Below are 26388 nucleotides of genomic sequence, written 5' to 3'. Positions count from 1 at the left end.
GCGTTCGGTCGGCGAAACGGTCTCGCCGATCCGCGCTGCGGCAGGCAGTCCGCGGCGCACTGTACTTTCGCCGCGCCCGCGCGGCTGGAACACGGCCGCGGTCCGCTCCATCCGGCCCGGCCTTGTCCGCAGTTCCCGCCGCGCGGCAAGCTAGCGCGGCAACGCGGCGGAGCCTGCCCCGGCAGGCACCCGCCGCTCCGCGCAACAACCCAGGACCGAGCCCACCATGAATCACGCAGCCGCCGCCCCGGCGCCGCAGACCGAGACGGATCTCAACCTCGATCCGTACTGGATGCCGTTCACGCACAACCGCTATTTCAAGCGCCAGCGGCCGCTGGACCGCCTGCTGGTCAGCGCGGAAGGCGCCTACTACACCACGGTCGAAGGCCAGCGCCTGTTCGATTGCCTCTCCGGCCTGTGGTGCAGCTCGCTCGGCCACCGCCACCCGCACATCGTGCAGGCGGTGAAGACGCAGCTGGACAAGGCCGATTACATCCCGGCCTTCCAGGTCGCCAGTCCCGATTCCTTCCGCCTGGCCGAGCGCATCGCCGCGGTTGCGCCGGGCAGCCTCAACCGCGTGTTCTTCACCAATTCCGGCTCCGAGGCCGTGGATACCGCGCTCAAGATCGCCGTCGCCTACCACCGCCTGCGCGGCGAGGCCTCGCGCACGCGCATCATCGGCCGCGAGAAGGGCTATCACGGCGTCGGCCTGGGCGGCATCTCCGCCGGCGGCATGGTCGCCAACCGCAAGATGTTCGCGCCGCTGATGATTCCGGGTGTGGATCATCTGCCGCATACGCACAATCTCAAGGAAATGGCGTTCTCGCGCGGCCAGCCGGCCTGGGGCGCGCATCTTGCCGACGAACTGGAGCGCCTGGTCGCGCTGCACGACGCCTCCACCATCGCCGCCGTCATCGTCGAGCCCATGCAGGGCTCGGTCGGCGTGGTGGTGCCGCCGCTGGGCTATCTGCAGCGCCTGCGCGAAATCTGCGACAAGCACGGCATCCTGCTGATCTTCGATGAGGTGATCTGCGGCTTCGGCCGCATGGGCGACTGGTTCGGCGCGCAGGCCTTCGGCGTCACGCCGGACCTCATCACCTTCGCCAAGTGCGTCAACAACGGCACCGTGCCCATGGGCGGCGTGATCGCCACCGACGCGATCTACGACGCCTTCATGCAGGGCCCGGACTACATGGTGGAACTGTTCCACGGTTACACCTATTCCGCCCACGCCCTGGCCGTGGCCGCGGCGCATGCGACGCTGGACCTGCTGCACGCGGAAGCCGTGCCGCAGCGCTTTGCCGAGCTGGGGCGCAAGATCGGGGACGCCGTGCACGGACTCAAGGGCGAGCCCAACGTCGTCGACATCCGCAACTGCGGCGCGGCCGCCGCGGTGGAACTGGCGCCGCTGCCGGGCCAGCCCGGCCTGCGCGGCCTGCGCCTGTTCGAGGAAGGGCTCAAGCGCGGCCTGTTGCTGCGCTTCACCGGCGATACCGTCGCCATGGCGCCGCCGGTAATCACCACGGACGCCGAGCTGGATCACATGATCGAAGGCGTGCGCGCCTGCATCCGGGCCGTGGCCTGATGCGGCCGCGCGCCGTTTTGCGCTAGAACCTCGTCATCGAACCGGCGGCGCGCGCGCCGCCTTTGCGCCGGCCCCGCCATCGCCAGGCAGGGCGCAGGGAGAAAAGCATGCTGGCTCCTGTCGTCATTCCGCACTACATCGCCGGCGAGCGCACCGCCGCCGGCGATGCCCGCACCACGGCCGTATACAACCCGGCCACCGGCGAGCAGACCGGCCGCCTGCCGCTGGCCACGGCGGCCGAAGTCGATGCCGCGGTGCGCGCCGCCCGGGCCGCGTTTCCGGCCTGGTCGGTCACGCCGCCGCTGAAGCGCGCGCGGGTGCTGTTCAAGCTGCGCGAGATCCTCGAACAGCGCGCCGGCGAACTCGCCGCCGCCATCACCGCCGAACACGGCAAGACCCACAGCGATGCGCTGGGCGAAGTGCAGCGCGGCATTGAAGTGGTCGAGTTTGCCTGCGGCATTCCGCAGCTGCTCAAGGGCGAAGTGACCGAGAACGTCGGCAGCGCGGTGGATTCGCACAGCCTGCGCCAGCCGCTGGGCGTGGTCGCCGGCATCACGCCGTTCAATTTCCCGGCCATGGTGCCGCTGTGGATGTTTCCGATTGCGATTGCCTGCGGCAATTGCTTCGTGCTCAAGCCTTCGGAACGCGATCCCTCGCCGTCGCTGCTGCTGGCCGACTGGCTGGCCGAAGCCGGCCTGCCGCCGGGCGTGTTCAACGTGGTGCACGGCGACAAGGCCGCGGTGGACGCCATCCTCGCCCATCCGGATATCGCCGCGGTCAGCTTCGTCGGCTCCACCCCGATCGCGCGCTACATCTATGCCACCGGCTGCGCCGCGGGCAAGCGCGTACAGGCGCTCGGCGGCGCCAAGAACCACATGATCGTGATGCCGGATGCGGACCTGGACCAGGCCGCCGATGCCCTGCTCGGCGCCGGCTATGGCTCGGCCGGCGAGCGCTGCATGGCGATCTCCGTCGCCGTCGCCGTCGGCGACGAGACCGCCGACAAGCTCGCCGCCCGGCTCGCCCCGCGCGTGGCCGCGCTCAAGATCGGCCGCGGCGACCTGGAAGGCATGGACATGGGCCCGCTGATCACCGGCGCGCACCGCGACAAGGTGCGCGGCTATGTCGATCTCGGCGTGGAAGAGGGCGCGGAACTCGTCGTCGACGGCCGCGGCCATCGGGTCGCCGGCTGCGAGGACGGTTTCTTCCTCGGCGGCTGCCTGTTCGACCACGTGCGGCCCGACATGCGCATTTACCGCGAGGAAATCTTCGGCCCGGTGCTGTCGCTGATGCGCGTGGGCAGCTATGACGAGGCCCTGGCCCTGGTCAACGCCCACGAATACGGCAACGGCGTCGCCCTGTTCACCCGCGACGGCGATGCGGCGCGCGATTTCGTGCAGCGCGTGCAGGTGGGCATGGTCGGCATCAATGTGCCGATACCGGTGCCCATGGCCTTCCACAGCTTCGGCGGCTGGAAGGCCTCGCTGTTCGGCGATCATCATGTCTACGGTCCGGAAGGCGTGCGTTTCTATACGCGGCTCAAGACGGTGACCACGCGCTGGCCCACCAGCATCCGCGCCGGGGCACAGTTCGTGATGCCGCATACCTGAGCGCGGATCCAGGCCGCCCGTTTCCCGTCGACAGTCCCGTTTCCCGCAGCACCGGAGCCCGCCATGAGCGCCGTACTCAAGTCCGAACCTTCCGATCTGGTCCGCACCAACGGCCGCCGCCTCTGGGACAGCCTGATGGAGATGGCGCAGATCGGCGCGACGCCGAAAGGCGGGGTCTGCCGGCTCGCGCTGACCGACCTGGATCGCCAGGGCCGCGACCTGTTCGTGCGCTGGGCGAAAGAGGCCGGCTGCACCATCGGCATCGACAAGATGGGCAATGTCTTCGCGCGCCGCGCCGGCAGCGACGACAGCCTGGCGCCGGTGATCACCGGCTCGCACGCGGATTCGCAGCCCACCGGCGGCAAGTTCGACGGCATCTACGGCGTGCTCGGCGGACTGGAAGTGGTGCGCACGCTCAACGACCACGGCATCGTCACGCGCCGGCCCATCGAAGTGGTGATCTGGACCAACGAGGAAGGCTCGCGCTTCGCCCCGGCGATGGTGTCCTCGGGCGTATTCGCCGGCGTGTTCAGCCTGGAATATGGCCTGTCGCGCGCCGATGTCGATGGCAAGACCATGGGCGAGGAACTCGCGCGCATCGGCTATGCCGGCGATCTCCCGGTCGGCGGCCGGCCGATACATGCGGCTTTCGAGCTGCATATCGAGCAAGGTCCGATTCTCGAAGCCGAAGGCGTGACCATCGGCGTGGTGCACGCGGCCCAGGGGCAGCGCTGGTACGAGGTGGTCTACACCGGCCAGGAATCCCATGCCGGCCCCACGCCCATGCCGCGCCGGCGCGATGCGCTGCTGGCAGCGTCCAAGGTGATCCAGCGCGTCAACGCCATTGGCCACAAGTACGCGCCGTATGCCTGCGCCACGGTCGGCATGCTGCAGGTGCATCCCAACTCGCGCAACGTGATCCCGGGCCGCGTGTTCTTCACCGTCGACCTGCGTCATCCCGAGGACGCGGTGCTGGCGCAGATGGACGCCGACCTGCGCAGCGTCATCGCCGAGGCGGCCGAGGAATCGGCGGTCGAGGTCAGCAAGCTGGAACAGATCTTCTACTACGCGCCGGTGCCCTTCGATGCGGACTGCGTCGCCTCGGTGCGCGCCGGCGCGCAGAAATTCGGCTACTCCCATCGCGACATCGTTTCGGGCGCGGGCCATGACGCCTGCTACCTGGCCCAGGTTGCGCCGACCTCGATGGTGTTCGTGCCCTGCATCGGCGGCATCAGCCACAACGAGATCGAGGATGCGACGCCGGAGTGGATCGAGGCCGGGGCGAATGTGTTGCTGCATGCGATGCTGGAGCGGGCGCAGAGCTGATCGGAGATATTTGCCCGGGTGTTGCTGGGGAAGGCAACGCGCAGGTGGCGGGAAAGTTTGAAGCTGCAGAACCCTCTCCCCCAGGCTTGCTTGGGAGAGAGGGCAGGGTGAGGGGGAAGCGTTTCAGCGAGGCGCAGCGTGTGAGGTTCGCGGGTACGTGACCTGCGGCGCGGCGAAAATCCCCTGACAGGCGATCCTCGGCGTCTCCCCCTTGCCACAACCCTCTCCCCCAGGCGAGCTTGGCGGAGAGGGAGCTTGAAGCGCCACGGCGGATGCGGTTGGCGTGAAAGCAGAAAGCCGGCCGCCGGCAAGGATTGACGTGCCGGCCGGGAAACAGTGACTTCCAAGGCAACCGCTACAAACCCAGGAGTCCGAATGCCCCGCAAAGATTTCGCCGACATCGCCGCCGCGCGTCTGCCGGCCGCCACGCTGGCGCAGAATTTCGACGATGTCGCGCCGCCGCTGGACCGGCAGAGTGCGCTGATCGCCGCGCAACGCTGCTATTACTGCTACGACGCGCCGTGCATACAGGCCTGTCCCACCGGCATCGACATACCCAGCTTCATCCGCCGCATCACCACGGACAACCTGCGCGGCGCGGCGCAGGACATCCTCGGCGCCAATATCCTCGGCGGCATGTGCGCGCGGGTCTGTCCCACCGAGATCCTTTGCGAAGGCAGCTGCGTGCGCAATACGGCCGAATCGCAGCCGGTGCAGATCGGCGCGCTGCAGCGCTACGCCACCGACTGGGTATTCGACACCGACGCCGCGCTGTTCGAGCGCGCCGCCGCGACCGGCCGGCGCATCGCGGTGGTCGGCGCCGGCCCGGCCGGCCTGTCCTGCGCGCACGCGCTGGCGCGGGCCGGGCATGACGTGACCCTTTTCGATGCCAAGCCGCGCCCCGGGGGTCTGAACGAATACGGCATCGCCGAATACAAGGTGCTGGAATTCGCCGCGCGCGAGATCGAGTGGCTGCTGGGCATAGGCGGCATCGCCTGGCAGGGTGGGCAGGCGCTGGGCGAGAACCTGCACCTGTCCGACCTGCGCCGCGACTACGACGCGGTATTCCTGGGCCTGGGCCTGGCCGGCGTCAACGCGCTCGGCGTGGAAGGCGAGCAACTGGCCGGCGTGCGCAACGCGGTGGATTTCATCGCCGACCTGCGCCAGTGCGACGATCTGAGCCAGCTGCCGGTGGGCCGCCGGGTGGTGGTGATCGGCGGCGGCAATACCGCCATCGACGCGGCCGTGCAGAGCAAGAAGCTGGGCGCGGAATCCGTCACCCTGGTCTACCGCCGCGGCAGCGCCAGCATGAGCGCGACCTGGGCCGAGCAGGAATTCGCCAAGACCCAGGGCGTCAACGTGATCGAATGGGCCGCGCCGCGGCGCATCCTCGGCCGCGACGGCGCGGTCACGTCCATGGAATTCGAATACACCCAGCTCGACGAATCCGGCCGCCTGCTCGGCACCGGCGACCTGCTCACCCTGCCTGCCGACAGCGTGCTCAAGGCCATAGGCCAGGTGCTGCTGCCGCCGCGCGCCGACGGCGATGCCGGTGCGCTGCTGGAAATCAGCAAAGGCCGCATCGTGGTCAATGCGGAATTCGAGACTTCGCTGCGCGGCGTCTGGGCCGGCGGCGACTGCGTCGGCGGCAAGGTCGATCTGACCGTGCAGGCGGTGGAAGACGGCAAGCGGGCGGCGCGCGCGATCCATGCGCGCCTGGTCGGCAACGGCAACGGGGGAAATTGAGATGGCAGACCTGCGCAACAACTTCGTCGGCGTGCGTTCGCCCAATCCGTTCTGGCTCGCCTCCGCGCCGCCGACCGACAAGGCCTACAACGTCAACCGCGCCTTCGAGGCCGGCTGGGGCGGCGTGGTGTGGAAGACGCTGGGGCTGGATCCGCACGTGGTCAATGTCAGCTCGCGCTACGGCGCGGTGCAGTGGAACGGGCAGCGCATCGCCGGCCTCAACAACATCGAGCTGATCACCGACCGTCCGCTGCAGGTGAACCTGGACGAGATCCGCCAGGTCAAGCGCGACTGGCCCGACCGCGCCATGGTCGTGTCGCTGATGGTGCCCTGCGATGAGCAGTCGTGGAAAACCATACTGCCCATGGTCGAGGACACCGGCTGCGATGCGGTGGAACTCAATTTCGGCTGCCCGCACGGCATGTCCGAGCGCGGCATGGGTTCGGCCGTGGGCCAGGTGCCCGAATACGTGGAACAGGTAGCGCGCTGGGTCAAGCTGCATTCGCGCCTGCCGTGCATCGTCAAGCTCACGCCGAACATCACCGACATCCGCCACTCCGCCCGCGCCGCCTTCCGCGGCGGCGCCGATGCGGTATCGCTGATCAACACCATCAACTCCATCGTCTCGGTGGACCTGGACCTGATGGCGCCCACGCCCACCGTCGACGGCAAGGGCACCCACGGCGGCTACTGCGGCCCGGCGGTCAAGCCCATCGCGCTGAACATGGTGGCCGAGATCGCGCGCGACAGCGAAACCCCGAACCTGCCGATCTCCGCCATCGGCGGCATAGGCACCTGGCGCGACGCGGCCGAATTCATGGCCCTGGGCGCGGGCAATGTGCAGGTCTGCACCGCGGCCATGCACTACGGCTTCCGCATTGTCGACGACATGATCGCGGGCCTGGCCAACTGGATGGACCAGAAGGGCTATCGCACGCTGGAGGATTTCCGCGGCCGCGCCGTGCCCAACGTGACCGACTGGAAGTTCCTCAATCTCAAGTACGACATCAAGGCGCTGATCGACCAGGACAAGTGCATCAAATGCGGGCTTTGCCATATCGCCTGCGAGGACACCGCACACCAGGCCATACGCAAGGAAAAGGACGGCAAGCGCCACTTCGAGGTCGACAACGCCGAATGCGTCGGCTGCAACCTGTGCATGCACGTCTGCCCGGTGGACAGCTGCATCAGCATGGTGCGGGTGGACGAGGGCGGCTATGCCAACTGGACCACGCACGAGAACAATCCGGCGCGGGTGAAGGAGCCGGCATAGCGCGGCCGCGCCCCAGGCCGTAACCTCAGCCCTTGCGCAGCACCAGCCCCCGGAGCCGTCGATGACCGCAACGCCCGCCAGCGAAAGCCAGGTGTCGCAAGGCGCGCTGTACAACGCCGATCTGGCGCCCACCACGCCGGCGCAGCGCACCTGGACCTGGTATCACTTCGCCGCGCTGTGGATAGGCATGGTGATGTGCATACCGTCCTATACCCTGGCCGCCGGCCTGATCGATCAGGGCATGTCGCCCTGGCAGGCCGTGACCACGGTACTGCTGGGCAATGCCATCGTGCTGGTGCCCATGCTGCTGATCGGCCATGCCGGTGCCAAGTACGGCATTCCCTACGCCGTGCTGGTGCGCTCCAGCTTCGGCACCCGGGGCGCCAGGCTGCCGGCGCTGCTGCGCGCGGTGGTTGCCTGCGGCTGGTACGGCATACAGACCTGGTTCGGCGGTCTGGCCATGTACACCCTGCTCAACATCATCACCGGCAATGCGCTGCATGCGGATCCGCTGCCGCTGCTGGGCATCAACGCGGGGCAGCTGGTCTGCTTCCTCGCGTTCTGGGCGCTGCAGCTCTACTTCGTCGTGCACGGCACCGAATCGATACGCTGGCTGGAGACGGTATCCGCGCCGGTCAAGATCGTGATGTGCCTGTTCCTGGTCGGCTGGGCGCTGACCCATGCCGGCGGCTTCGGCAGCATGATGGCCATGCCGTCCAAGTTCATCGAAGGCGGCGAGAAGGCCGGGCAGTTCTGGAGCGTGTTCTGGCCTTCGCTGACGGCGATGGTCGGTTTCTGGGCCACGCTGGCGCTGAATATCCCTGATTTCACCCGCTTCGCGCGTTCGCAGCGCGACCAGCTCATCGGCCAGAGCATAGGCCTGCCCGTGCCCATGGGGCTGCTGGCGCTGATGTCGGTGATCGTGACGTCGGCCACGGTGGTGATCTACGGCAAGGCGATCTGGGACCCGGTGGATCTGTCCAGCCGCTTCACCGGCATAGGCGTAGGCCTGGCCCTGCTGGTGCTGACCCTGGACACCATGTGCTGCAATCTCGCCGCCAACCTGGTCGGGCCGGCCTATGACTTCGCCAGCCTTTCGCCCAAGCGGATTTCCTATCGCACCGGCGGGCTGATCACGGCGGGAATCGCGCTGCTGGCGATGCCGTGGAAAATCCTGGAAAGTACCCAAGGCTATATTTTTACCTGGCTGGTGGGTTATTCCGCGCTGCTGGGGCCGGTCGCCGGCATCATGCTGGTGGACTACTATTTCCTGCGCAACACGCGGCTGGACCTGCGCCAGCTGTTCGAGGAACGCGGCGTCTATGCCTACCGCAACGGCTGGAACCCGGCGGCCGTGATCGCCCTGCTGGCCGGCGTGCTGCCCAACCTGCCGGGCTTCCTGCCTGCGGCGTTTCCGCAGTCCTTCGGCGGCGTGCCGGAGTTTTTCCGCACGCTGTATACCTATGCCTGGTTTGCGGGGCTGGGCATTTCGGCCGTGGTCTACGCGCTGCTGATGCGCCTGGCTGAATCGAATGCCGCGCAGGCGAATGTGGCTTCGCGTGCCTGAGTCCGGCGGCCTGTGTCTGTCGATTGTCGGCTGCGCTGCAGCGAAGCCTGGCCGCTTTCGTTTCCTCTGTGTTGAATACGCGAATCTGCTACGCCCCCTCACGCCAACCCTCTCCCCCAACGGCTTTGCCGTTGGGGGAGAGGGAGTCGCACAGCCTGGCTGTGTCGCATCACACCACTTTCCCGCGCGCGCCGGAACTGCGCGTCGTGTTTCGTTGGAGATAACCCATGACCTTGTTGATCCGCGGCGGCACCGTCGTCGATTCCACCCATAGCTATCGCGCCGACGTGCTCTGCGTCGATGGCCGCATCGCGCAGATCGGTGCGGATCTGCAAGCACCGGCCGGCGCCACGGTGGTCGATGCCGGCGGCCTGCTGGTGATGCCTGGCGGCATCGATCCGCATACGCACATGGAGCTGCCGTTCATGGGCACGGTAGCCAGCGACGATTTCTATTCGGGCACGGCGGCGGGTCTGGCCGGCGGCACGACCAGCATCATTGATTTCGTCATACCCAACCCGCGCCAGTCGCTGCTGGAAGCCTTCCATGCTTGGCGCGGCTGGGCGGAAAAAGCCGCTTCCGACTACGCCTTCCATGTCGCCGTGACCTGGTGGGACGAATCGGTGCACCGCGAAATGGGCGAGCTGGTGCAGCAGCACGGCGTGGCCAGCTTCAAGCATTTCATGGCGTACAAGGGCGCCATCATGGCCGACGACGAAATCCTCGTGAACAGCTTCCGCCGCGCGCTGGAGCTGGGCGCGCTGCCGACGGTGCACGCGGAGAACGGCGAGCTGGTGTTCCAGCTGCAGAAGCAGCTGCTGGCCGAAGGCAAGACCGGCCCGGCGGCGCATCCGCTGTCGCGCCCGGCGGCGGTGGAAGGCGAGGCGGCCAACCGCGCGATACGCATTGCCGAAGTGATAGGCGTGCCGCTGTACATCGTGCACGTGTCGGCGCGCGAAGCCGTGCAGGAGATCGCCCGCGCCCGCGGCGAGGGCCAGCGCGTATTCGGCGAAGTGCTGGGCGGCCATCTGCTGATCGACGATTCGGTCTATCGCGACGCCGATTTCACCCGCGCCGCGGCCCATGTCATGAGCCCGCCGTTCCGGCCCAGGCATCACCAGGAAGCCCTGTGGCAGGCGCTGCAGGCCGGCCACCTGCACACCACGGCCACCGACCACTGCACCTTCTGCGCGCCGCAGAAAGCCGCCGGCAAAGACGACTTCACCCGCATTCCCAACGGCTGCGGCGGCATCGAGGACCGCATGGGCGTGCTGTGGCACTACGGCGTGAACAGTGGCCGCCTCACGCCGAGCGAGTTCGTCGCGGTCACCTCGACCAATGCCGCGCGCATTTTCAATCTGTACCCGCGCAAGGGCGCGGTCGAAGCCGGCGCCGATGCGGATCTGGTGCTGTGGGATCCGGAAGCCACGCGCACCATCTCCGCCGCGACCCATCACCAGAACGTGGATTTCAATATCTTCGAAGGCCGCACTGTACGAGGCCTGGCGCGCCACACCATCGCCGCCGGCAAGCTGGTCTGGGCCGATGGCGACCTGCGCGCCGTGCGCGGCGCGGGCCGCTATCTGCCGCGGGCGGCGTTTCCGGCGTATTTCGAGGCCAATGTGCGCAGAAGCCGGGATTCGTGACTGGTTCGGGGTTCAAAACAGCGGCGATTCCGCGGTTCCGCAGCGGGCGCCGGGTGGGAATTTGTTGATTTGTAACTAACGCGCGATTTGCAATGGAAGGAGCGGCCATCTGGCCGCTCGTTGCCGCGCGGAACTTGCAGCGCTTGCTGCGAAAATTCCGGGAACCCGGCGCTAATCCCGGATCCCGGATCCCGGGTCCCGGATTGCCGATCCCGCTTCTCGCATCCCGGCTCTTCGCCGCACCTCCGCGGCCACCGCCTCCGTCTCCCGCAGCGGCGCCGGCCGCTCGGCGTTGCGCGCTTCGCCCAGCAGGCGCAGATGCCCGCTTTCGATCAGCGCCTGGTGGAACCGCGCCAGCTTGCCGCGCGCCGGCTGCGGCAGCCAAGTGGTCACGGGCACGCCGACGGCGCAGGCTTCCGAGAGCATGTTGACCGAGTCGGGCGTGACGAAGATCGCGTCGGCATGGGCGAGGAAGCCCGCATAGGGATTCGGTCCGTCTTCGGGGCCGCGCCAGAACACGCCGGGGAAGCGCGCGAAGGCGCTGCGCAGGAAGCCGGCCAGCACGCCTGGCGTGCGCCGCGAGGTGCTGACCAGGAAGCTGCCGCCGTGGCGTTCCTGCTGCCGCGCCAAGGCTTCGACCAGGCTGACGCAGTACTGGGTGTCGACGGCGACCTCGCGGTGGCTGGCGCCGAACAGCACCACGCGGCGCGGCGAGGGCAGCTGGGCCAGGTCGGGGAAGGCGGCGGCGCCGTCGGCCAGCCAGGCATCGTCGATAGGATTGAGCGAGCCCAGCGGATTGAGCACGTTGGCGCCGTGCAGGCGGTCGTGCCGGGGCGCGATCACCAGATCGTAATGGCTGGGTGCGATACGGGGATCGAGGATCTGCACGCTGAAGGTGCGGCCGCCGCTCCAGCGGCGCAGGCCGCGCGTATACAGCGCGGCGGCGCGGCCGCAGCCTATGGCCAGGGCCGGCCAGGGCGGCGCGAACTGGCTGCGCTGCCCGGCCGGCAGGGCCAGGCGCGCGCCGGGCAGCAGGCGCGGCGCCAGCCAGGACCAGGGCGGGGCCGGGTCCAGTTGCCATACGCGGGCGCCCAGGCCCAATCTCGCGGCCAGGGCCAATGCCTGGCGTTCGTTGCCGGCGGCGCCGTCGCTGATCACCCAGCAGGAGTTGGCTGTTTCCGGCATTGTCCGTATCTGCTGAAAATTCCGCACATTGTAAAGCTCTGTTCACCAATCTGTTTTCGCCGGGCACAATGACCGGCTGTTGGCCCCTTCATACACTGCGCATCCTCAGGATGTCGCGATTGACTGCCAGGAAACCCCCAATGTCGCACACGCCCATCGCCGACGCCGCCATAGACCAGTTGTTCCATTCCGCCCGCACCTTCCGCGGCTCCGACCGCGCCTGGCTGGACCGTCCGGTCACCGACGCGCAGCTGGAGCAGATCTACGACCTGGCCAAGCTGGCGCCGACCAGCGCGAACTGCTCGCCGGCCCGCATCGTGTTCATCCGCTCGCCCGAAGCCAAGGCGCTGCTGGCGCGCACGCTGGACGCGGGCAACATGGCCCAGACCATGGCCGCGCCGGTGACTGCGCTGATCGGCAGCGACTACGCCTTCTACGAGCACATGGATTTCCTGTTCCCGAACACCGGCGCCCGCTCCTGGTTCGAAGGCAAGCCCGAGGTGATCCACAACACCGCCTTCCGCAATGCCTCGCTGCAGGGCGGCTATCTGATCCTGGCGGCGCGAACTCTGGGTCTGGACTGCGGTCCCATGTCCGGCTTCAACAACGCACTGGCCGACGAGCTGTTCTTCCCCGGCACCCAGGTGAAGTCGAATTTCCTTGTGAACATCGGTTATGGCAATCCGGATGTCCTGAAACCGCGTAATCCGCGATTCTCTTTCGCACAGGCCTGCCGCATCGCCTGATGCCCTGCAACGTCGTATACAACGGAGGAATTCCCATGTTTCGCAAGCTCGTTCTTGCCGCCGCCCTGGCGGCTGCCTCGTTCTCCGCCGCTGCCGCGGACAAGTATGAATTCGACGGCGGCCATACCAACGTCGTGTTCTCCTGGAACCACCTGGGCTTCTCCAATCCCCAGGCCCGCTTCACCAAGTTCGAAGGCGAAGTGCTGCTGGATACGGCCGACCTGACCAAGTCCTCGGTCAACGTCACCCTGCCGGTCGACGGCCTTGCCACCGACGTGCCCAAGTTCGACGAACATCTGCGCAGCGCCGATTTCTTCGACCTGGCCAAGTTCCCCACCGCCACCTTCAAGAGCACCAAGGTCGAGAAGGCCGGCGACAAGAAGCTCAAGGTCAGCGGCGATCTCACCATCCACGGTGTGACCAAGCCGGTCGTGCTCGACGTCACCGTGAACGCCGTCGGCGACCATCCGATGAGCAAGAAGCCGGCCGCCGGTTTCGATGCCAGCATCACGGTCAAGCGTTCGGATTTCGGCCTGGGCAAGTTCGCGCCCAATGTCAGCGACGACGTGAAAATCCAGATCACCACCGAGCTGCGCAAGGCCGGCGCCTGATCCGCGCAGTTGCCGGTTCGCCGCCGTAGCGGCGCCGGTTCCGGTCACGAAAAACCCTCCGGCGACGGAGGGTTTTTTATTGTCTGGCGGGCGGCGCGGTGCGCCTGTCTGGCCGCTCCCCGTGTCTGGGTATGGCTGATGCCGGCAGACCGGATGCGTTGCGGTCGCGGACGGCAATCTCCACAGGTACCGGATTCGCGTTCGATGCCGGCGCTGCCGCAGCGCACGACGGACAACGACTCCCTGCGGGCGCCCAGACGTCAAGGGACAGGCGGCAGCCGCCAGCAACGTGCTGCCCGACGCAGCTGCTGTCGGCGGCATCGTGGACATCATCGCCCGTGCCATCGCAGAAGCCTTCGAAACAGGTCGGACCGGAGCCGCTATCCATCTGACGACACCGCCGCCGCTTGTGCACGATCGCCTGCTGCGCGGACAAGGCACAAAAGAAAAGGGCCTCCCTCGCGGGAGGCCCTGCTGAAGCGTCGCTGGCATTGCCGGACCGTGGTCCGGCAATGGCCCGGACGATTTTTACTGGCGGCCCTTGCTGCGTTCGGCGCCGCGGGGCGGGAAGCCCGTGCCCACGTTGGCCGGACGATTGCCGACCGCCGCCGCCGTGATGCTCAGGGTGTCGATGCCGACGAAGTTCGAGTTCGAACCCAGCGGACCGCCATCAGTCACCCAGTAGCGGAACGCGATGCGGCCGGTGCCCGAAGTCGGAATGCCGCTGGCGTTGGTCACCGTGAACTGGGTCCAGGTGTCCGGATAGCCGCCTTCTTCCAGGTTCGGGTTGATCGAGGTCAGCACGGTCGGGAAGGTCGCCAGTGCGGTGGCGGCCGGCGACAGCGCAGTGCAGGGCTCGGCCGCGCACAGGCGGATTTCCATGCGATCGGGGTAGGCCGATCCCGTCGGTACGCGCGTCCAGAAGCTGAAGGACGTGTTGCTGTTGAACGTGATCGGCGGGCTCACGAACCAGTTGTCGATCGTGGAGCCGTCGGTGCTCTGGTAGTTCACCGAGGCATAGGAGTCGTCCGGACCCTGGTGAGCCTGGAACACATCCTTGCCATCCCACACGCCCTGGCCCCAGCTGAACGGACCGATGTCATCGCTGTTGTTCTGCACGGTCCAGCCTTCGCCTGCAAGCGCAGAGAAGTCCTCGAAGCCTTCGTTGACCGTGACGCCAGGAACCGTGAACACGCGGTCGAAGCCATCGGCGAAGATGCCGTCCGTCGCAACGACCTGGGCCGTGTTGCCCGGGGCATTGTGGTGGTGCAGCAGCAGCACGCCGGTGGAGCCGTTGGCGGTCATGTTGGCCTGGCTGTAGCCCAGCGACAGTTCGGCGCCCGGCAGATCCTGGAACATGATCGCGCCGGCAGCGCCGCCGCTGGAGGTGATGCCCTTGTTGGCCGAGTCGTAGCTGAACGGGCCCGGCACAGTAGCGTAGGTGCTGCCGGGGGCTGCGCACTGGTTCGGCGTGGTCAGACGCACGCAGAGCGGGTTGAAGCCCGGGCACACCGCGACCGCGTAGCGGAAGTTGGTGTTGCCGCCGGTGAGGCCCAGCTGGGTGCCGGTGGCGCTGACCACGGCGACGTTGTTCGCCAGCAGGGCGGTATCCGCCTGCGCGGCGCTGAGCTGGTTCACGTAGGTCGTCGGACCCGCGAAGGACAGATTGGAGGGCGGCGTGAACACGGTGTTCACGAACACGTCCTGCCCGTAGATGGTCGCATTGACCATCAGGCGGGCCAGGCCGCCGAGGTTGGTGCTGGCGATGACGCGGTCGTAGTTGCCGTCTTCGTCGTTGTCGACGCAGATGTTGAACGCGACATTGGTCGGCGAACCCCACGGACCGTGCGTGGCGATACCGAACAGGTAGGCATCGTTGGACGAATCGTGGTTGACACCCAGGTAGTGGATGTTGGCGTAGCCCGGCAGCTTGTCGTCTTCCGCACCGGTGTACTGCAGCTCGAACGGCGACACCAGCGAGACCTGGTCGGTCGTGCCGAAGTTGCCCGTGCAGTTGGAACCGGCCAGCGTACCCGTGCAGACGCCCGTGCCCGACAGCGGCAGGTCGATGGTGGCGCCGCTGGGCGAGACCACGTCCGGACCGGCCATGTCCGAATGCGGACGGTGGGCCATGTACACCGGCACGCGGGCAATTTCATTGCCGGCCTTCTTGACGATCAGGTTGGCCGATTCTTCACCCAGGTAGTGACGCGGCAGTGCGCCCAGGGCGGCGATAGAGGCCGGCGCGCCCTGCGACTGCGTGGCCGCCAGGGTCGGATCGCGCGAGCGGTCCATTTCGTTGGCAGTGGCGGTCAGCTGCACCGGCACGGTGATCGAACCGCTGGGCGGAACGCTGACGGTGGTCGGACCGGTCAGCGAGAACGCCACGCCCGGAGAGTCGAGCAGGGTGTCCAGTTCCAGGGTCACGTTCTGCACGGTGGCGGTGCGGTTCTGCAGGCGGACCTGCTTGGTCTGGCTGGCCGTGCCGATCACGTAGTCGTTGAAGGTAACGGCGACCTGTTCCGTTTCATCCGCATTGCCTGCCGAGATCGGCGAGACCGAGTGCGGAATGTCGATGCGGCCGGAGCCGACGCGGCTGGCCGGGAAGGTATCCAGCGCACCGTTCGGACCGACGGTGATGTCGTGGGCGGCGCTGTTCATGGCGATCGCCTTGATCTGCTCCACCGACGCACCCGGGTTCTGCTGGCGCAGCAGGGCGGTGAAGCCGGCCACGTGCGGCGAAGCCATCGAGGTACCGCCGAGCACCAGCGGCGCGCCGGCCGGGATGAAGCCCGAGGCGTTGGCCACCTGGCAGCCGGTGGTGGTGGTGCCGTTGCAGGTGATACCGGTCTGGGCCGAGGTGATGCTGCTGCCCGGTGCGGCGATTTCCGGCTTGAGGTAGATCTGGCCGGCAACACCGCCGGGGCCGCGCGAGGTCGAGGCCGACGGCGTATCGGCGCCGACGTTCAGCGTCACGTTGACCGTGGTGGAGGTGGCGAACTGCGCGCGCAGGCCGTCGGCATCGGCCAGGTTGAGGCTGACGACGGGGCCGTTGACGGCCGGCACCGCCGGATCGTCGGCCATGCCCGGCGCCGTGCCCGGCGTACCGCTGGTCGGCAGGTTGCCGATGATCACGCCGATGGCGCCGTTCTGGATCGCGTTGTAGGCCTTGAGCTTGAAGCCGCAGGCGCCGCGGTCGACGAAGGCGATCTTGCCGGCGACGGCGGCGGCGTTCACGAACGGCGTCTGGCAGCCGTCGTTGACGGTGCCGGTGCCGGTGGTCGGCGGGACTACGGCGGTGGAGCCGTCATCCACGCGCACCACGTCGGCGGTCAGGCCGCTGAGCGGCGGCGCCGTGCCGAAGGACGCGCTGCCGGTGGTGCGATAGCCGGCGATCGCGGCCGGCGCATTGACCAGCAGCGGACCGGGCAGGCCGCTGTCGAGCACGTTGGCGGTGGAGATGGCCGACTTGGCCGAACCCGGGCTGCCGCTGATGAAGAAGGTGTCGCCGGCGTTGCCGGCCGAGGTCACCACGATCATGCCGGACAGGGTGGCGTTGTCCGAGGCCGCCGCGCTGTCGTCCTCGGGCAGGCCGAAGTTGGAGCCCAGCGACATGTTGATCACGTCCAGACGGTCGGACAGATCGCCGTCGTTGTTCGGATCGGTGGCGCGCTCGATGGCCGCCACGGTGACGTTGGTGCTGCCGCCGCAGCCGAATACGCGCAGGGCGTAGAGGCTGGCACGCGGGGCTACGCCCGGGCCGATCTTGAGGTTGCCGTAGTTGACGGTCGTGTCCCACGGACCGTTGTAGGCGGTGTTGTCGGGCTTCACGCCCAGGCCGGCGGCGGAGCCGGCCACGTGGCTGCCGTGGCCGTTGCAGTCCATCGGGTCCGGGTCCGGCGCCGGGGTGTTGGAGCCGGTGTAGGCGTTGCCGACGAAGTCCCAGCCGCCGACCACTTTCGCCGTCGGGAAGACGGCCGGGTCGGTGATGACGGTGGTGTCATTCGCCTGGTAGTCGGCGAGCAGGCCGCTGCCGCCGAAATCCGGGTGCTGGTAGTCGATACCGGTATCGATGATACCGATGCGCATGCCTTCGCCCTTGAGGCCGGCCATGCCCAGCGGCGTGCCTTCCCAGAACTGCGGCGCGCCGACGAAGGGCACGCTGCTGCCGTTGGTCGGCCAGTGGCGCGGCAGGAGGCGTACATGCTTGACGCCGGCCATCTTGGCGACCTGCGCCATGTCCGACGCATTCATGTTCACGGCGATGCCGTTGAGCACGCGGGTGGTGCGGAACAGTTCCGTGTGCGGAATGCCGCTGGCCAGCAGGCGCGTGGAGAATTCGGCCTGGCGCGATTCCAGCGCAGCCACGGCCGCGCGGGAGGCGTTGCCCGCCGCTCGCTCGGCAACGGGCCCAGAGCCGCCGCCGGCGCGCAGCGCCTGCGCGTAGTCGAACACCGCAGGATCGCCCTGCAGCGTGATCATGACGGCGACGGTGCCGTCGTCGTTGACGAGTTCGCCCTGGTCTTCGTGGACCAGCGTGCCGGTAATCGCGGCCGATTTGATGTCCGCCTGGGCGATCATGGAGCCGCCGGCGGCAAGGCCTAGTGCAATGGATACAGCTAACGCAGAACGGTATCGTGAGCGAGCCATAGTGATGAATTCCCCGGATAGAAGTGCAACCGCCCGCGACAGAAAAACGCCGCAGGGGAATAGGCTAGGTACTGCGATGCCTGTCACATGTCAATCCGCGCCGAGGCCCGGCTGCTGCCGCAACTGCCTGTGCTGTGCGCATTTCACGATTTTTTGTCGCCGGCCTTGTGGCGGTGCACAAATTTGACTGAGCCAGGACCGGCGCGCCCGGGCTCCGATGGGCGATGGATCGCGCCGCAACATTTGCTGCGGAGCATCAATGCGCGTTGGTACAACAGGCGACTTCTGTACAGTGCCGCCAGGCGGCGCGGGGCCTGGTTACTCCGTAGGCAAGCGCAGGCGCGGCATCGCGTGGCCGCCTCGGCCGGCGCAGCGATCCGCCACTCCGGTTTCGGCGGCTGCCGGACGCGGCGGTGGCGTGGAGGCGGCGGCTGCGCAGCGTCCGCTGTACCGATGCGGGCGTGCGGCACAGGTCCGTTGCCGGGGCGGATGGCGTTCGCTGTTCCTCTGTCCCGCTGTTCCTCATCCCTGTGCTCCTGGCGCCGCACCGCATGGGTTGCTGGCGTGGGTATAGCTTGTCTGCGGTGCTGGCTCTTGCGCGGGGATACTTTGCGCGGGCCTGTTCGACGGCCTTGTCCAGCGGTCGTATCGGCTGGTGCGCGGGAATACTCGTAGCGTTTGCCGCATCCGCGGCGGCGCAGTTGCTGTGCGAATGCGGACATTGTCTTGCGTCGCCGCGAGCGTGGCGGGTACGCGAAGCCGACAAGCCGGGGCGGGCGCAGTGCCTCGCCGCGATGGGGCTGGTGCATGCAGGGCGTTCAAGCAGTGACCAAGGCCATTGCCGCACGATGCGCGGGCTACGTGTGCACGGCGCCTCCGCCAGATCCATGCCGCGACACGGCGTAAGGCCTTCATGCGCGCAAGCATCCGGCGCTCGCTGCATGCGGCGCGATGCGAGGCGCGCTCACCGGCTCAGTCCTCCGCAACCGTGACCACATCCCGTGGCCGCATCGGTTCCGGTGTGCTCAAACACACGTTCGAGCATCGCCGCGGCGCGGCGCGAACCGCACATAACCGATCCGCGCTTCACCGCGCCGCTATGCGTCACGGCTGTGCGCAGGCCCTGTGCTATAGTCGGCGCCCGAAAGAATTTCCTTGCGCAGCAATCGTTTCCGCGCAGCAGCCCGCATACGGTCTTCCATGTCCAACGCCGACGAACTGAAGAAAGCCGCTCTCGAATACCACCGCCTCGCGCCCGCCGGAAAGATCAAGGTGGCGCCCACCAAGCCGATGCTGACCCAGCGCGATCTCGCCCTGGCCTATTCGCCGGGTGTGGCCGCGGCCTGCGATGCCATCGTCGAGGATCCGAACGAAGTCTCCACCGTCACGGCCCGCGGCAACCTGGTCGCGGTGATCACCAACGGTACGGCGGTGCTGGGCCTGGGGCCGATAGGTCCGCTCGCGGCCAAGCCGGTGATGGAAGGCAAGGGCGTGCTGTTCCAGAAGTTCGCCGGCATCGACGTGTTCGACATCGAGATCAACGAACTCGACCCGGACAAGCTGGTCGACATCATTGCCAGCCTGGAGCCGACCTTCGGCGGCATCAATCTCGAAGATATCAAGGCGCCGGAGTGCTTCACCGTCGAGCGCAAATTGCGCGAAAGAGTAAAAATCCCGGTTTTCCACGATGACCAGCACGGTACCGCGATCATTGTCGGCTCGGCCGTCATCAACGCGCTCAAGGTCGTCGGCAAGGATATCGGCAAGGTGCGCGTGGCCGCCTCCGGCGCCGGCGCCGCCGGCATCGCCTGCCTCGACATGCTGGTGCAGCTGGGCGTGAAGCCCGAGCACATTACCGTCGCCGACCGCCTCGGCGTGGTCTATGCCGGCCGCGCCGAGGACATGGACGCGGACAAGGCGCGCTACGCCCGCGACACCGCGGCGCGCAGCCTGGGCGAGATCGTCGCCGGTGCCGACATCTTCCTCGGCCTTTCCGCCGGCGGCGTGCTCAAGCCCGAGATGGTCGCGACCATGGCCGAGCGGCCGATCATCCTGGCCCTGGCCAATCCGAATCCGGAAATCCTGCCCGAGCAGGCCAAGTCGGTGCGCCCCGACGCCATCATCGCGACCGGCCGTTCGGACTACCCGAACCAGGTCAACAACGCGCTGTGCTTCCCCTACATCTTCCGCGGCGCGCTGGATGTGGGCGCGACCACGATCAACGAATCCATGAAAGTCGCCTGCGTGCACGCCATCGCCGCGCTGGCGCGGCGCGAGGTCAGCGACGTGGCCGCCCGCGCCTACGGCGGCAAGCCGCTGTCCTTCGGCCCGGAATACCTGATCCCGCAGCCCTTCGATCCGCGCCTGCTGGTGGAACTCGCGCCCGCCGTCGCGCACGCGGCAACGATCTCCGGCGTGGCCACGCGGCCGCTGGCGGATCTGAACGCCTACCGCGAAAAGCTGACCAGCTTCGTGTTCCGCACCGGCCTGATCATGAAGCCGGTATTCGACCGCGCCAAGGCCGACCCCAAGCGCGTGGTCTACGCCGAGGGCGAGGAAGAAACCGTGCTGCGCGCGGTGCAGGTAGTGGTCGACGAAGGCTTCTGCCGGCCCATCCTGATCGGCCGTCCGGAAGTGATAGAGAAACGCATCCAGCGCATAGGCCTGCGCCTGCAGGCTGGCGTCGATTTCGAGCTGTGCAACATCAACGACGACCCGCGCTTCAACGACTACTGGCAGCACTATCACCGCCTGATGGAACGCCGCGGCGTGTCGCCGGCGCTGGCCAAGGCGGTGGTGCGCTCGCGTTCCACCGTGATCGCGGCGCTGATGGTCCAGCGCGGCGAAGCCGATGCGCTGATCTGCGGCGTGGTCGGCCGCTACGGCAAGAAGCTCAACTACATCCGCGACATCATCGGCCTGGACCAGGGCGTGCAGCAGCCCTCGGCCATGTCCGCGGTGTTCAACGAGAAAGGCGTGTTCTTCTATCTGGACACGCACGTGCAGCACGAGCCCTGCGCCGAGGAAATCGCCGAAGCCACCATGCAGGCGGCGATACGCCTCAAGCTGTTCGGCATCCATCCCAAGATCGCGCTGCTGTCGCATAGCAATTTCGGCAGCTCGGAATCGGCCTCGGCCTGCAAGATGCGCCGCGTGCTGGAAATCATCCGCCAGCGTTCGCCCAAGCTGGAGGTCGAGGGCGAGATGCAGGCCGATGCGGCGCTGATTCCGGAGATACGCGAACGCCTGTTCCCGAATTCCCAGCTCAGCGGTGCGGCGAATGTGTTCGTCTTCCCCAATCTGGACTCGGCCAACATCAGCTTCAACATGCTGCGCGCGATGACCGACGGCGTGGTGCTGGGCCCCATCCTGATGGGCGTGGCCAAGCCGGCCCACGTGCTGACGCCGTCGGCGACGGTGCGGCGCGTGGTCAACATGACGGCGATCGCGACGGTCGAGGCGCAGATCCGCGGCCAGTCGCGCGCGCTGGCGTCGCAGGGCGGCTGAGCGGCGGTATCGCCGCAACGCGCCCGCGGTCTGAAAAATCGCTGTTCCGGGCAATGCCAGTCAGTTGAAACTGACTGGCATTTTTCATTGCGGATTGGAGGCTGGCCGCTGGCCGCGGTTTTCACGGCGTGCGCTGCAGGAAGCCGCGCATCAGTGCGGCCACCTCGTCCAGATGCGTCTCCAGCAGCCAGTGTCCGCCGTCCAGCAGGTGCAGTTCGGCTTCGGGCAGGTCGCGCAGATAGGCGCGGGCCGCCGCCCTCGGGCATGTAGCCGTCCCAGGGACCCCAGACGATCAGGGTCGGCGGCCGCTGCTCACGCAGGTAAGCCTGGTAGCGCGGGAACCAGGCCAGGTTGTCCTTGAGGCCGGTGATCACCGCCAGCGCGATCTGCCGGCGCCGCGGCGTCATCAGCGACCAGTGCAGCTTCCACAGGTCGGGCGGTATCGCCTGGGCCAGTTCCGGGCGGGTGCCGTTGAGGAACTCGTCGCGGAAGCCCGCCTCGGAAATGGCTTCAGCCAGCGTGGCCTCGGCTTCCGCGGTGGGATGGCGGAAGTAAGCCTTGAGCGCCTCGTACTTCGGGCCCAGCGTGTCTTCGTAGATGTCGCCGTTCTGGATGATCAGCGCACGGACGCGCGCGGGCTGCCGCAGCGCCAGGCGCAGGCCGATCTGCGAGCCGAAATCGTGCAGATACAGGGCGAAGCGCGTCACTTCCAGACGCTGGCAGAACTGCTCCAGGAAATCGGCGTAGCCGTCGAAGTCGTAGGCGAAATTCTGCGGCGTGCCGCTGTAGCCGCAGCCGGGAAAATCCGGCGCGAGCAGGCGCCAGCGGTCGGCCAGGCGCGGCAGCAGGTTGCGATAGGCATAAGAAGAGCAGGGATAGCCGTGCGGCAGCAGCAGGACCTCGGCATCGGCCGGGCCGGCTTCGCGATAGAACACGGCCGTTGCACCGAGTTGCAGGCGCTTGTGCGAAACCAGGCTCTGCATGATGGGCCTCCGTCGGCGGCGGAACACCTGGGCTGAATTGATTCGGACGGTCGGGAAATCAAGCAAGCCGGACGTGAGCGATGCGGACTGCTCCGTTGCGCGGCTATTGCCGACTTCGATGTGCGGCACCGCTGCCGGAACTGCGGGCGGCGTTTCCGGTTCGCGAGAACCGGGCCCGCCGCGGTCGCACCGCTCCGGCTTATGCCGCCAGCGGCCATGGCATCGTCGTTTCGTGCACAGGCAGCGGCCTTTCGCCGCTATCGTGATGCGCGCAGGCCAGTGAATATTTTTCAAGCTGACAAAAATCAACTTCTTGCGGCATGTATTGCCGCGGCGCCTGAGGATGGCGGCGGATGCGTGTCGTGCATATTCCGATACTGCTTGATGATATGGAAAAAGTGTGTAGAGTGCTTATTTGCTGTTTATACAAACAGCATTCACTCAATGGGGAAAGACAATGAAGAAGTTCGTCGTTCGTGAGGTGGAAACCGTCAAGACCACGGCCGCGATGTACGAGTGTCGCGTCTGCTTCCCGGAATGGCTGTGCGCAATCATCGAAGGTCCGGCGTCGAACTGAGCCGGCAGCAATCTGAAGAGGACGGGTTTCCCCCGTCCTCTTTTCGTGTAGGGCAATCCTGACTGCCGCGGTGCCGGCAGGCCGTGCGCGCGCCCGCGGTGGGCGCCGGCGGCCGGCTGTTGCCGGGCGGTCGCGGATTCTGGCTCCGGCGTTGCCGGATTCCTTCTCCCGCTTGCGCGCATACCACGGGCCCGGCCATGCAGGACACGCCGTTGCAGGTGCTGCCGTATTCCGTCCAGCCGGATGGCGAGGGTTTCATCATCGGCTCGCCGCGCAGCGGCAAATTCCTTTCGGTGCCCGGCGACGTGGTCGAGATCCTGGCCGCGTTCAAGGCCGGCCGCAGCCCGGCTGCGGTCCATGCGGACTATCTGCAGCGCCACGGCGAGGCGCCGGACCTGGACGACCTGATCGCCGTGCTGACGGGCTACGGCATTCTCGCCACCGGCGCCGAGGCGCCGTCCGCGACAGCGCCGCGCCGCGGCCATTTCGACCGCCTGGTCACGCCGGCGCTGGGCCGGCTGCTGTGGAACCGTTTCACCCTCGCGGCGATGGCCGCCGTCGTTCTCGCCGCCGTCGTCGTGCTGTGGCGCGAGCCGTCGCTGCTGCCGGGCTGGCGCGCGCTGTATTTCCCCAACGAGACCGCACTGCAGCTGCTCGGCGTCATGCTGCTGGGCATGGCCTCGACCTTCGTGCACGAGATGGCCCACCTCAGCGCCGCGCGCGCCGCCGGCGTGTCCTGCCGTTTCAGCATAGGCAACCAGCTCTGGTTCGTCGTCTGGTATACCGACATGAGCGGGATCTGGGCGCTGCCGCGCGAACGCCGCTATCTGCCCATACTGGCCGGGCCCATCGTGGATCTGGTTTCCGCGGCGCTGATCGTGCTGGTGCTCGCGGCCGCGCGGCACTGGCACTGGGGCTTTGCGCCGCTGACGGTGAGCCTGCTGTCGGCGCTGCTGTTCGTCTATCTGCTGCGCATCCTGTGGCAGTGCTATTTCTTCCTGCGTACCGATTTCTACTATGCGGCATCCAACCTGCTTGGCTGCAAGCGCCTGCTGCAGGACACCGAGGACTGGCTGCGCAACCGCTGGGCGCGCTGGCGCGGCCGCGCCGAACCCGTGGACCAGTCCGCCCTGCCGCCGCACGAGCGCCGCCTGATTCCCGCCTATGCCGCAATCTGGCTGGGCGGCCGCGGCCTGGCCCTGGGCCTGCTGCTGTTCGTGCAGCTGCCGCTGTTTGCGAGCTACCTGTTCCTGTTCTGGGAAACGCTTACCGCGCCCGGTCCGGCCCAGCCCGTTGCCGTCACCACCTGGCTGTCGGGCCTGCTGTTTTCCACCCTGCTGATCGCCGGGCTGGCGCTATGGGCGCGTCAACTCTGGCCGCGCAAAGGATGAAGCCATGCACGCAATGACTGTCGCTCCCGCTCTCTCCCTGCCGGCCGCCGGTGCCGGCACGCTGACCCTGGTCAGCGCCGCCGCCGGTGCGGCGCGTACGCACTGGCTGCACGAACAGGCCGCCGCGGCCGCGCCGGCGTCCGCGCAGGTGCATCACCTGGATTGCCGCCTGCGCTGCGGCGGCCCCTGGGCCGGGCTGACCGATTACCTGGCCGCGCTGGTGCCGCAGATCGATGCGCAGGATCCGGCGCTGCTGCAGCAGCACCACTACGAACTCGCGCTGGCCCTGCCCAGTCTGCGCAGCCGCTTCCCGCTGACCGATGCCAGCCTGACCGATGCCTCGCCGGTGAAGGAGCGCGTGCGCAGCTATCCGGTGGACCGCGCCTACCGCCTGCTGCACGGACTGATCGACCTGCTCGCTGCGTGGCTGCCGCGCAGCCCGCGCCGCACAGTGCTGGTGCTGCATGACTTCGACCAGGCCGGCGCGCTGATGCGGCGCTTCTTCCACGACCTGGCGCGGCGGCGGCTCGCGGCGCTGCCGCTGGATCTGGTGATCGCGGTGGAACCGCAGCAGGCGGCGGCGGCCGAAGCGCTGTTCGACGGCTATCCCATGGACCGCGTCAACCTCGCGCTGGCGGCCGGCGCGCCGGCGCCGGATCTGGCCGCGCTGCGCGCGGCGACGCTGGAATGGGAACAGCGCCTGTCCGCTTCCCTGGGCCAGGACAACCTGATCCCGCGCCTGATCGACGCCTACGACCAGCTCGGCGAACACGCCCGCGCCCAGCGCTGGCGTGCCGCCGCGCTGGCGGTCTACAACCATTTCGGCCTGTACGAGGACGCGCTGTTCTTCGGCGAGCCCGTGCTCGCCGATCTCGACGAGATCGACTACGGCGAACGCCGCTTCAGCCGCTGGCATATCGTCTCCGGCCTGTTCAACGCGCACGCGGCCATGGGCCAGCCCGAGCAGGCCCTGCGCGTGGTGCGCGACGAAGCCCTGGCCAAGGTCAGCGACCCGGACGACCTGGTCAGCATCTACTACACCATGGCCATGCTGCACTGCCGCTTCCTGCCGCAGCGCGATTTCGCGCTGGCCGAGGACTACCTGCAGCGCGCCATGGACATACTCGACCAGACTTCGCTGGGCGAGCCCGAGCGGCACTACCTGGCCGTGTTCAATCTCAACGGCATCGCCTTCATCCGCTTCCAGCAGGGCCGCCTGCAGGAAGCCATACAGCTGTGCCGCGATGGCTACGACCGGCTGCAGCAACACCTGTCCGACAGCCAGTACCGCCTGCACCGTTCGGTGCTGCTGTACAACATCGCCCAGGTGCATGCGGGCATGCGCTCCTACGACGAGGCCATCACTTATTTCAGCGCGGCCATGGAGATCGACCCGCGCTACTCGGAGTACTACAACGACCGCGGCAGCGTATTCCTCAAGGTCGGCCGGCTGGACGAGGCCGTCGCGGATTTCCGCACGGCAATAGGCCTGAGCGCGCCGTATTTCGAAGTCTGGACCAATCTCGGCCAGGCCCTTCGCCGCGCCGGCGATTACGCTGCGGCGGTACAGGCCTATAACCAGGCGCTGGACATAGAACCCAACGCCGGCCTGGCCCTGGTCGGCCGCGCCCAGGCGCACGAACAGCTGGGCCATGCCGACGCCGCCATCGCCGACTACGGCGCGGCGCTGGCGCGCGATCCGCGCGATGCGCAGCTGTGGTCCAACCGCGCCGTGCTGCTGTTCGAGAACGGCCGCATCGACGAAGCCCTGCACGATCTCGACGAAGCCGTGCGCCGCGCGCCCGGCATGGCCGAGCTGTACGAGAACCGCGCCGTGGCGCTGGCGGCGCTGCAGCGCCACGACGAGGCGCTGCGCGACCGCGCAGAAGCGTCGCGCCTGCTGTCGGCTGCCTGAGCCGGGCGTCTACCGCGGTGCCGTGAGTGGCGGCGCCGCGGGAGCATGGCGTAGCGGATGCACGCCTGCA

14 protein-coding genes and 1 pseudogene are annotated in these 26388 nt (G+C 67.7%); 12 read left to right on the top strand and 3 right to left on the bottom strand.

The genetic code is table 11. The features are described from left to right. The first annotated feature begins 226 nt into the window (after positions 1-226). From aptA to hydA, 7 genes are all read left to right on the top strand, one after another. Positions 227-1585: an omega-aminotransferase AptA gene (gene aptA / locus NM961_RS05785; RefSeq protein WP_255912693.1), complete on the top strand. Its 1359-nt coding sequence runs from the start codon at positions 227-229 to the stop codon at positions 1583-1585. A gap of 107 nt (positions 1586-1692) precedes the next feature. Further along, on the top strand, positions 1693-3195 hold the full coding sequence (locus NM961_RS05780) for a CoA-acylating methylmalonate-semialdehyde dehydrogenase (protein ID WP_255912691.1): 1503 nt from the start codon (positions 1693-1695) through the stop codon (positions 3193-3195). 63 nt (positions 3196-3258) lie between these two features. Beyond that, a complete protein-coding gene (locus tag NM961_RS05775) occupies positions 3259-4521 on the top strand; it encodes a Zn-dependent hydrolase (protein ID WP_255912689.1) in 1263 nt (420 codons plus the stop codon). A gap of 375 nt (positions 4522-4896) precedes the next feature. Next, on the top strand, positions 4897-6267 hold the full coding sequence (locus NM961_RS05770; protein ID WP_255912688.1) for an NAD(P)-dependent oxidoreductase: 1371 nt from the start codon (positions 4897-4899) through the stop codon (positions 6265-6267). Between the two features lies 1 nt (position 6268). Then, the gene (gene preA, locus NM961_RS05765) at positions 6269-7540 is read left to right on the top strand and encodes an NAD-dependent dihydropyrimidine dehydrogenase subunit PreA (RefSeq protein WP_255912686.1); all 1272 of its coding nucleotides are present in this window, start codon (positions 6269-6271) and stop codon (positions 7538-7540) included. Between the two features lie 61 nt (positions 7541-7601). After that, positions 7602-9107, top strand: a complete 1506-nt coding sequence (locus NM961_RS05760) for an NCS1 family nucleobase:cation symporter-1 (RefSeq protein WP_255912684.1) — start codon at positions 7602-7604, stop codon at positions 9105-9107. 227 nt (positions 9108-9334) lie between these two features. Continuing rightward, the gene (gene hydA / locus NM961_RS05755) at positions 9335-10753 is read left to right on the top strand and encodes a dihydropyrimidinase (protein WP_255912682.1); all 1419 of its coding nucleotides are present in this window, start codon (positions 9335-9337) and stop codon (positions 10751-10753) included. 171 nt (positions 10754-10924) lie between these two features. Here hydA and NM961_RS05750 read toward each other — a convergent pair whose 3' ends face one another. Continuing rightward, positions 10925-11938 carry a mitochondrial fission ELM1 family protein gene (locus NM961_RS05750; RefSeq protein WP_255912680.1) on the bottom strand — a complete coding sequence of 338 codons (1014 nt, stop codon included), beginning with the start codon at positions 11936-11938 and terminating at the stop codon, positions 10925-10927. Between the two features lie 140 nt (positions 11939-12078). On the opposite strand from NM961_RS05750, the gene NM961_RS05745 reads away from it, so the two are divergent. Beyond that, entirely contained in the window at positions 12079-12684 is a 606-nt protein-coding gene (locus tag NM961_RS05745) for a malonic semialdehyde reductase (RefSeq protein WP_255912673.1), read from the top strand. After that, positions 12684-13295 carry a YceI family protein gene (locus tag NM961_RS05740; RefSeq protein WP_439334196.1) on the top strand — a complete coding sequence of 204 codons (612 nt, stop codon included), beginning with the start codon at positions 12684-12686 and terminating at the stop codon, positions 13293-13295. The genes NM961_RS05745 and NM961_RS05740 overlap by 1 nt, the downstream gene beginning before the upstream one ends. Before the next feature lie 528 nt (positions 13296-13823). Here the strand turns inward: NM961_RS05740 and NM961_RS05735 are convergent. Then, a complete protein-coding gene (locus NM961_RS05735; protein ID WP_255912668.1) occupies positions 13824-17876 on the bottom strand; it encodes a S8 family serine peptidase in 4053 nt (1350 codons plus the stop codon). Between the two features lie 1269 nt (positions 17877-19145). Between NM961_RS05735 and NM961_RS05730 the strand changes: the two genes are divergently transcribed. Then, the gene (locus tag NM961_RS05730) at positions 19146-21452 is read left to right on the top strand and encodes an NADP-dependent malic enzyme (RefSeq protein ID WP_255912666.1); all 2307 of its coding nucleotides are present in this window, start codon (positions 19146-19148) and stop codon (positions 21450-21452) included. Between the two features lie 293 nt (positions 21453-21745). Here the strand turns inward: NM961_RS05730 and NM961_RS24280 are convergent. Next, positions 21746-22435, bottom strand: a pseudogene (locus tag NM961_RS24280) (alpha/beta hydrolase); the annotation flags it as partial. Between the two features lie 774 nt (positions 22436-23209). On the opposite strand from NM961_RS24280, the gene NM961_RS05720 reads away from it, so the two are divergent. After that, a complete protein-coding gene (locus NM961_RS05720; protein WP_255912654.1) occupies positions 23210-24403 on the top strand; it encodes a zinc metalloprotease in 1194 nt (397 codons plus the stop codon). Positions 24404-24407: 4 nt separating this feature from the next. Next, a complete protein-coding gene (locus tag NM961_RS05715) occupies positions 24408-26318 on the top strand; it encodes a tetratricopeptide repeat protein (protein WP_255912649.1) in 1911 nt (636 codons plus the stop codon). The last annotated feature ends 70 nt before the right edge of the window (positions 26319-26388 follow it).

It is taken from the genome of Tahibacter harae, from assembly GCF_024437735.1.
GTDB classification, from domain to species: domain Bacteria; phylum Pseudomonadota; class Gammaproteobacteria; order Xanthomonadales; family Rhodanobacteraceae; genus Tahibacter; species Tahibacter harae.
This window is presented reverse-complemented; position numbering and strand designations above follow the sequence as displayed.

Excerpts from the sequence above, each read along its gene's own strand:
- aptA (WP_255912693.1), top strand. The coding sequence starts at position 227 with ATGAATCACGCAGCCGCCGCCCCGGCGCCGCAGACCGAGACGGATCTC.
- NM961_RS05780 (WP_255912691.1), top strand. The coding sequence starts at position 1,693 with ATGCTGGCTCCTGTCGTCATTCCGCACTACATCGCCGGCGAGCGCACC.
- NM961_RS05775 (WP_255912689.1), top strand. The coding sequence starts at position 3,259 with ATGAGCGCCGTACTCAAGTCCGAACCTTCCGATCTGGTCCGCACCAAC.
- NM961_RS05770 (WP_255912688.1), top strand. The coding sequence starts at position 4,897 with ATGCCCCGCAAAGATTTCGCCGACATCGCCGCCGCGCGTCTGCCGGCC.
- preA (WP_255912686.1), top strand. The coding sequence starts at position 6,269 with ATGGCAGACCTGCGCAACAACTTCGTCGGCGTGCGTTCGCCCAATCCG.
- NM961_RS05760 (WP_255912684.1), top strand. The coding sequence starts at position 7,602 with ATGACCGCAACGCCCGCCAGCGAAAGCCAGGTGTCGCAAGGCGCGCTG.
- hydA (WP_255912682.1), top strand. The coding sequence starts at position 9,335 with ATGACCTTGTTGATCCGCGGCGGCACCGTCGTCGATTCCACCCATAGC.
- NM961_RS05750 (WP_255912680.1), bottom strand. The coding sequence starts at position 11,938 with ATGCCGGAAACAGCCAACTCCTGCTGGGTGATCAGCGACGGCGCCGCC.
- NM961_RS05745 (WP_255912673.1), top strand. The coding sequence starts at position 12,079 with ATGTCGCACACGCCCATCGCCGACGCCGCCATAGACCAGTTGTTCCAT.
- NM961_RS05740 (WP_439334196.1), top strand. The coding sequence starts at position 12,684 with ATGCCCTGCAACGTCGTATACAACGGAGGAATTCCCATGTTTCGCAAG.
- NM961_RS05735 (WP_255912668.1), bottom strand. The coding sequence starts at position 17,876 with ATGATCGCCCAGGCGGACATCAAATCGGCCGCGATTACCGGCACGCTG.
- NM961_RS05730 (WP_255912666.1), top strand. The coding sequence starts at position 19,146 with ATGTCCAACGCCGACGAACTGAAGAAAGCCGCTCTCGAATACCACCGC.
- NM961_RS05720 (WP_255912654.1), top strand. The coding sequence starts at position 23,210 with ATGCAGGACACGCCGTTGCAGGTGCTGCCGTATTCCGTCCAGCCGGAT.
- NM961_RS05715 (WP_255912649.1), top strand. The coding sequence starts at position 24,408 with ATGCACGCAATGACTGTCGCTCCCGCTCTCTCCCTGCCGGCCGCCGGT.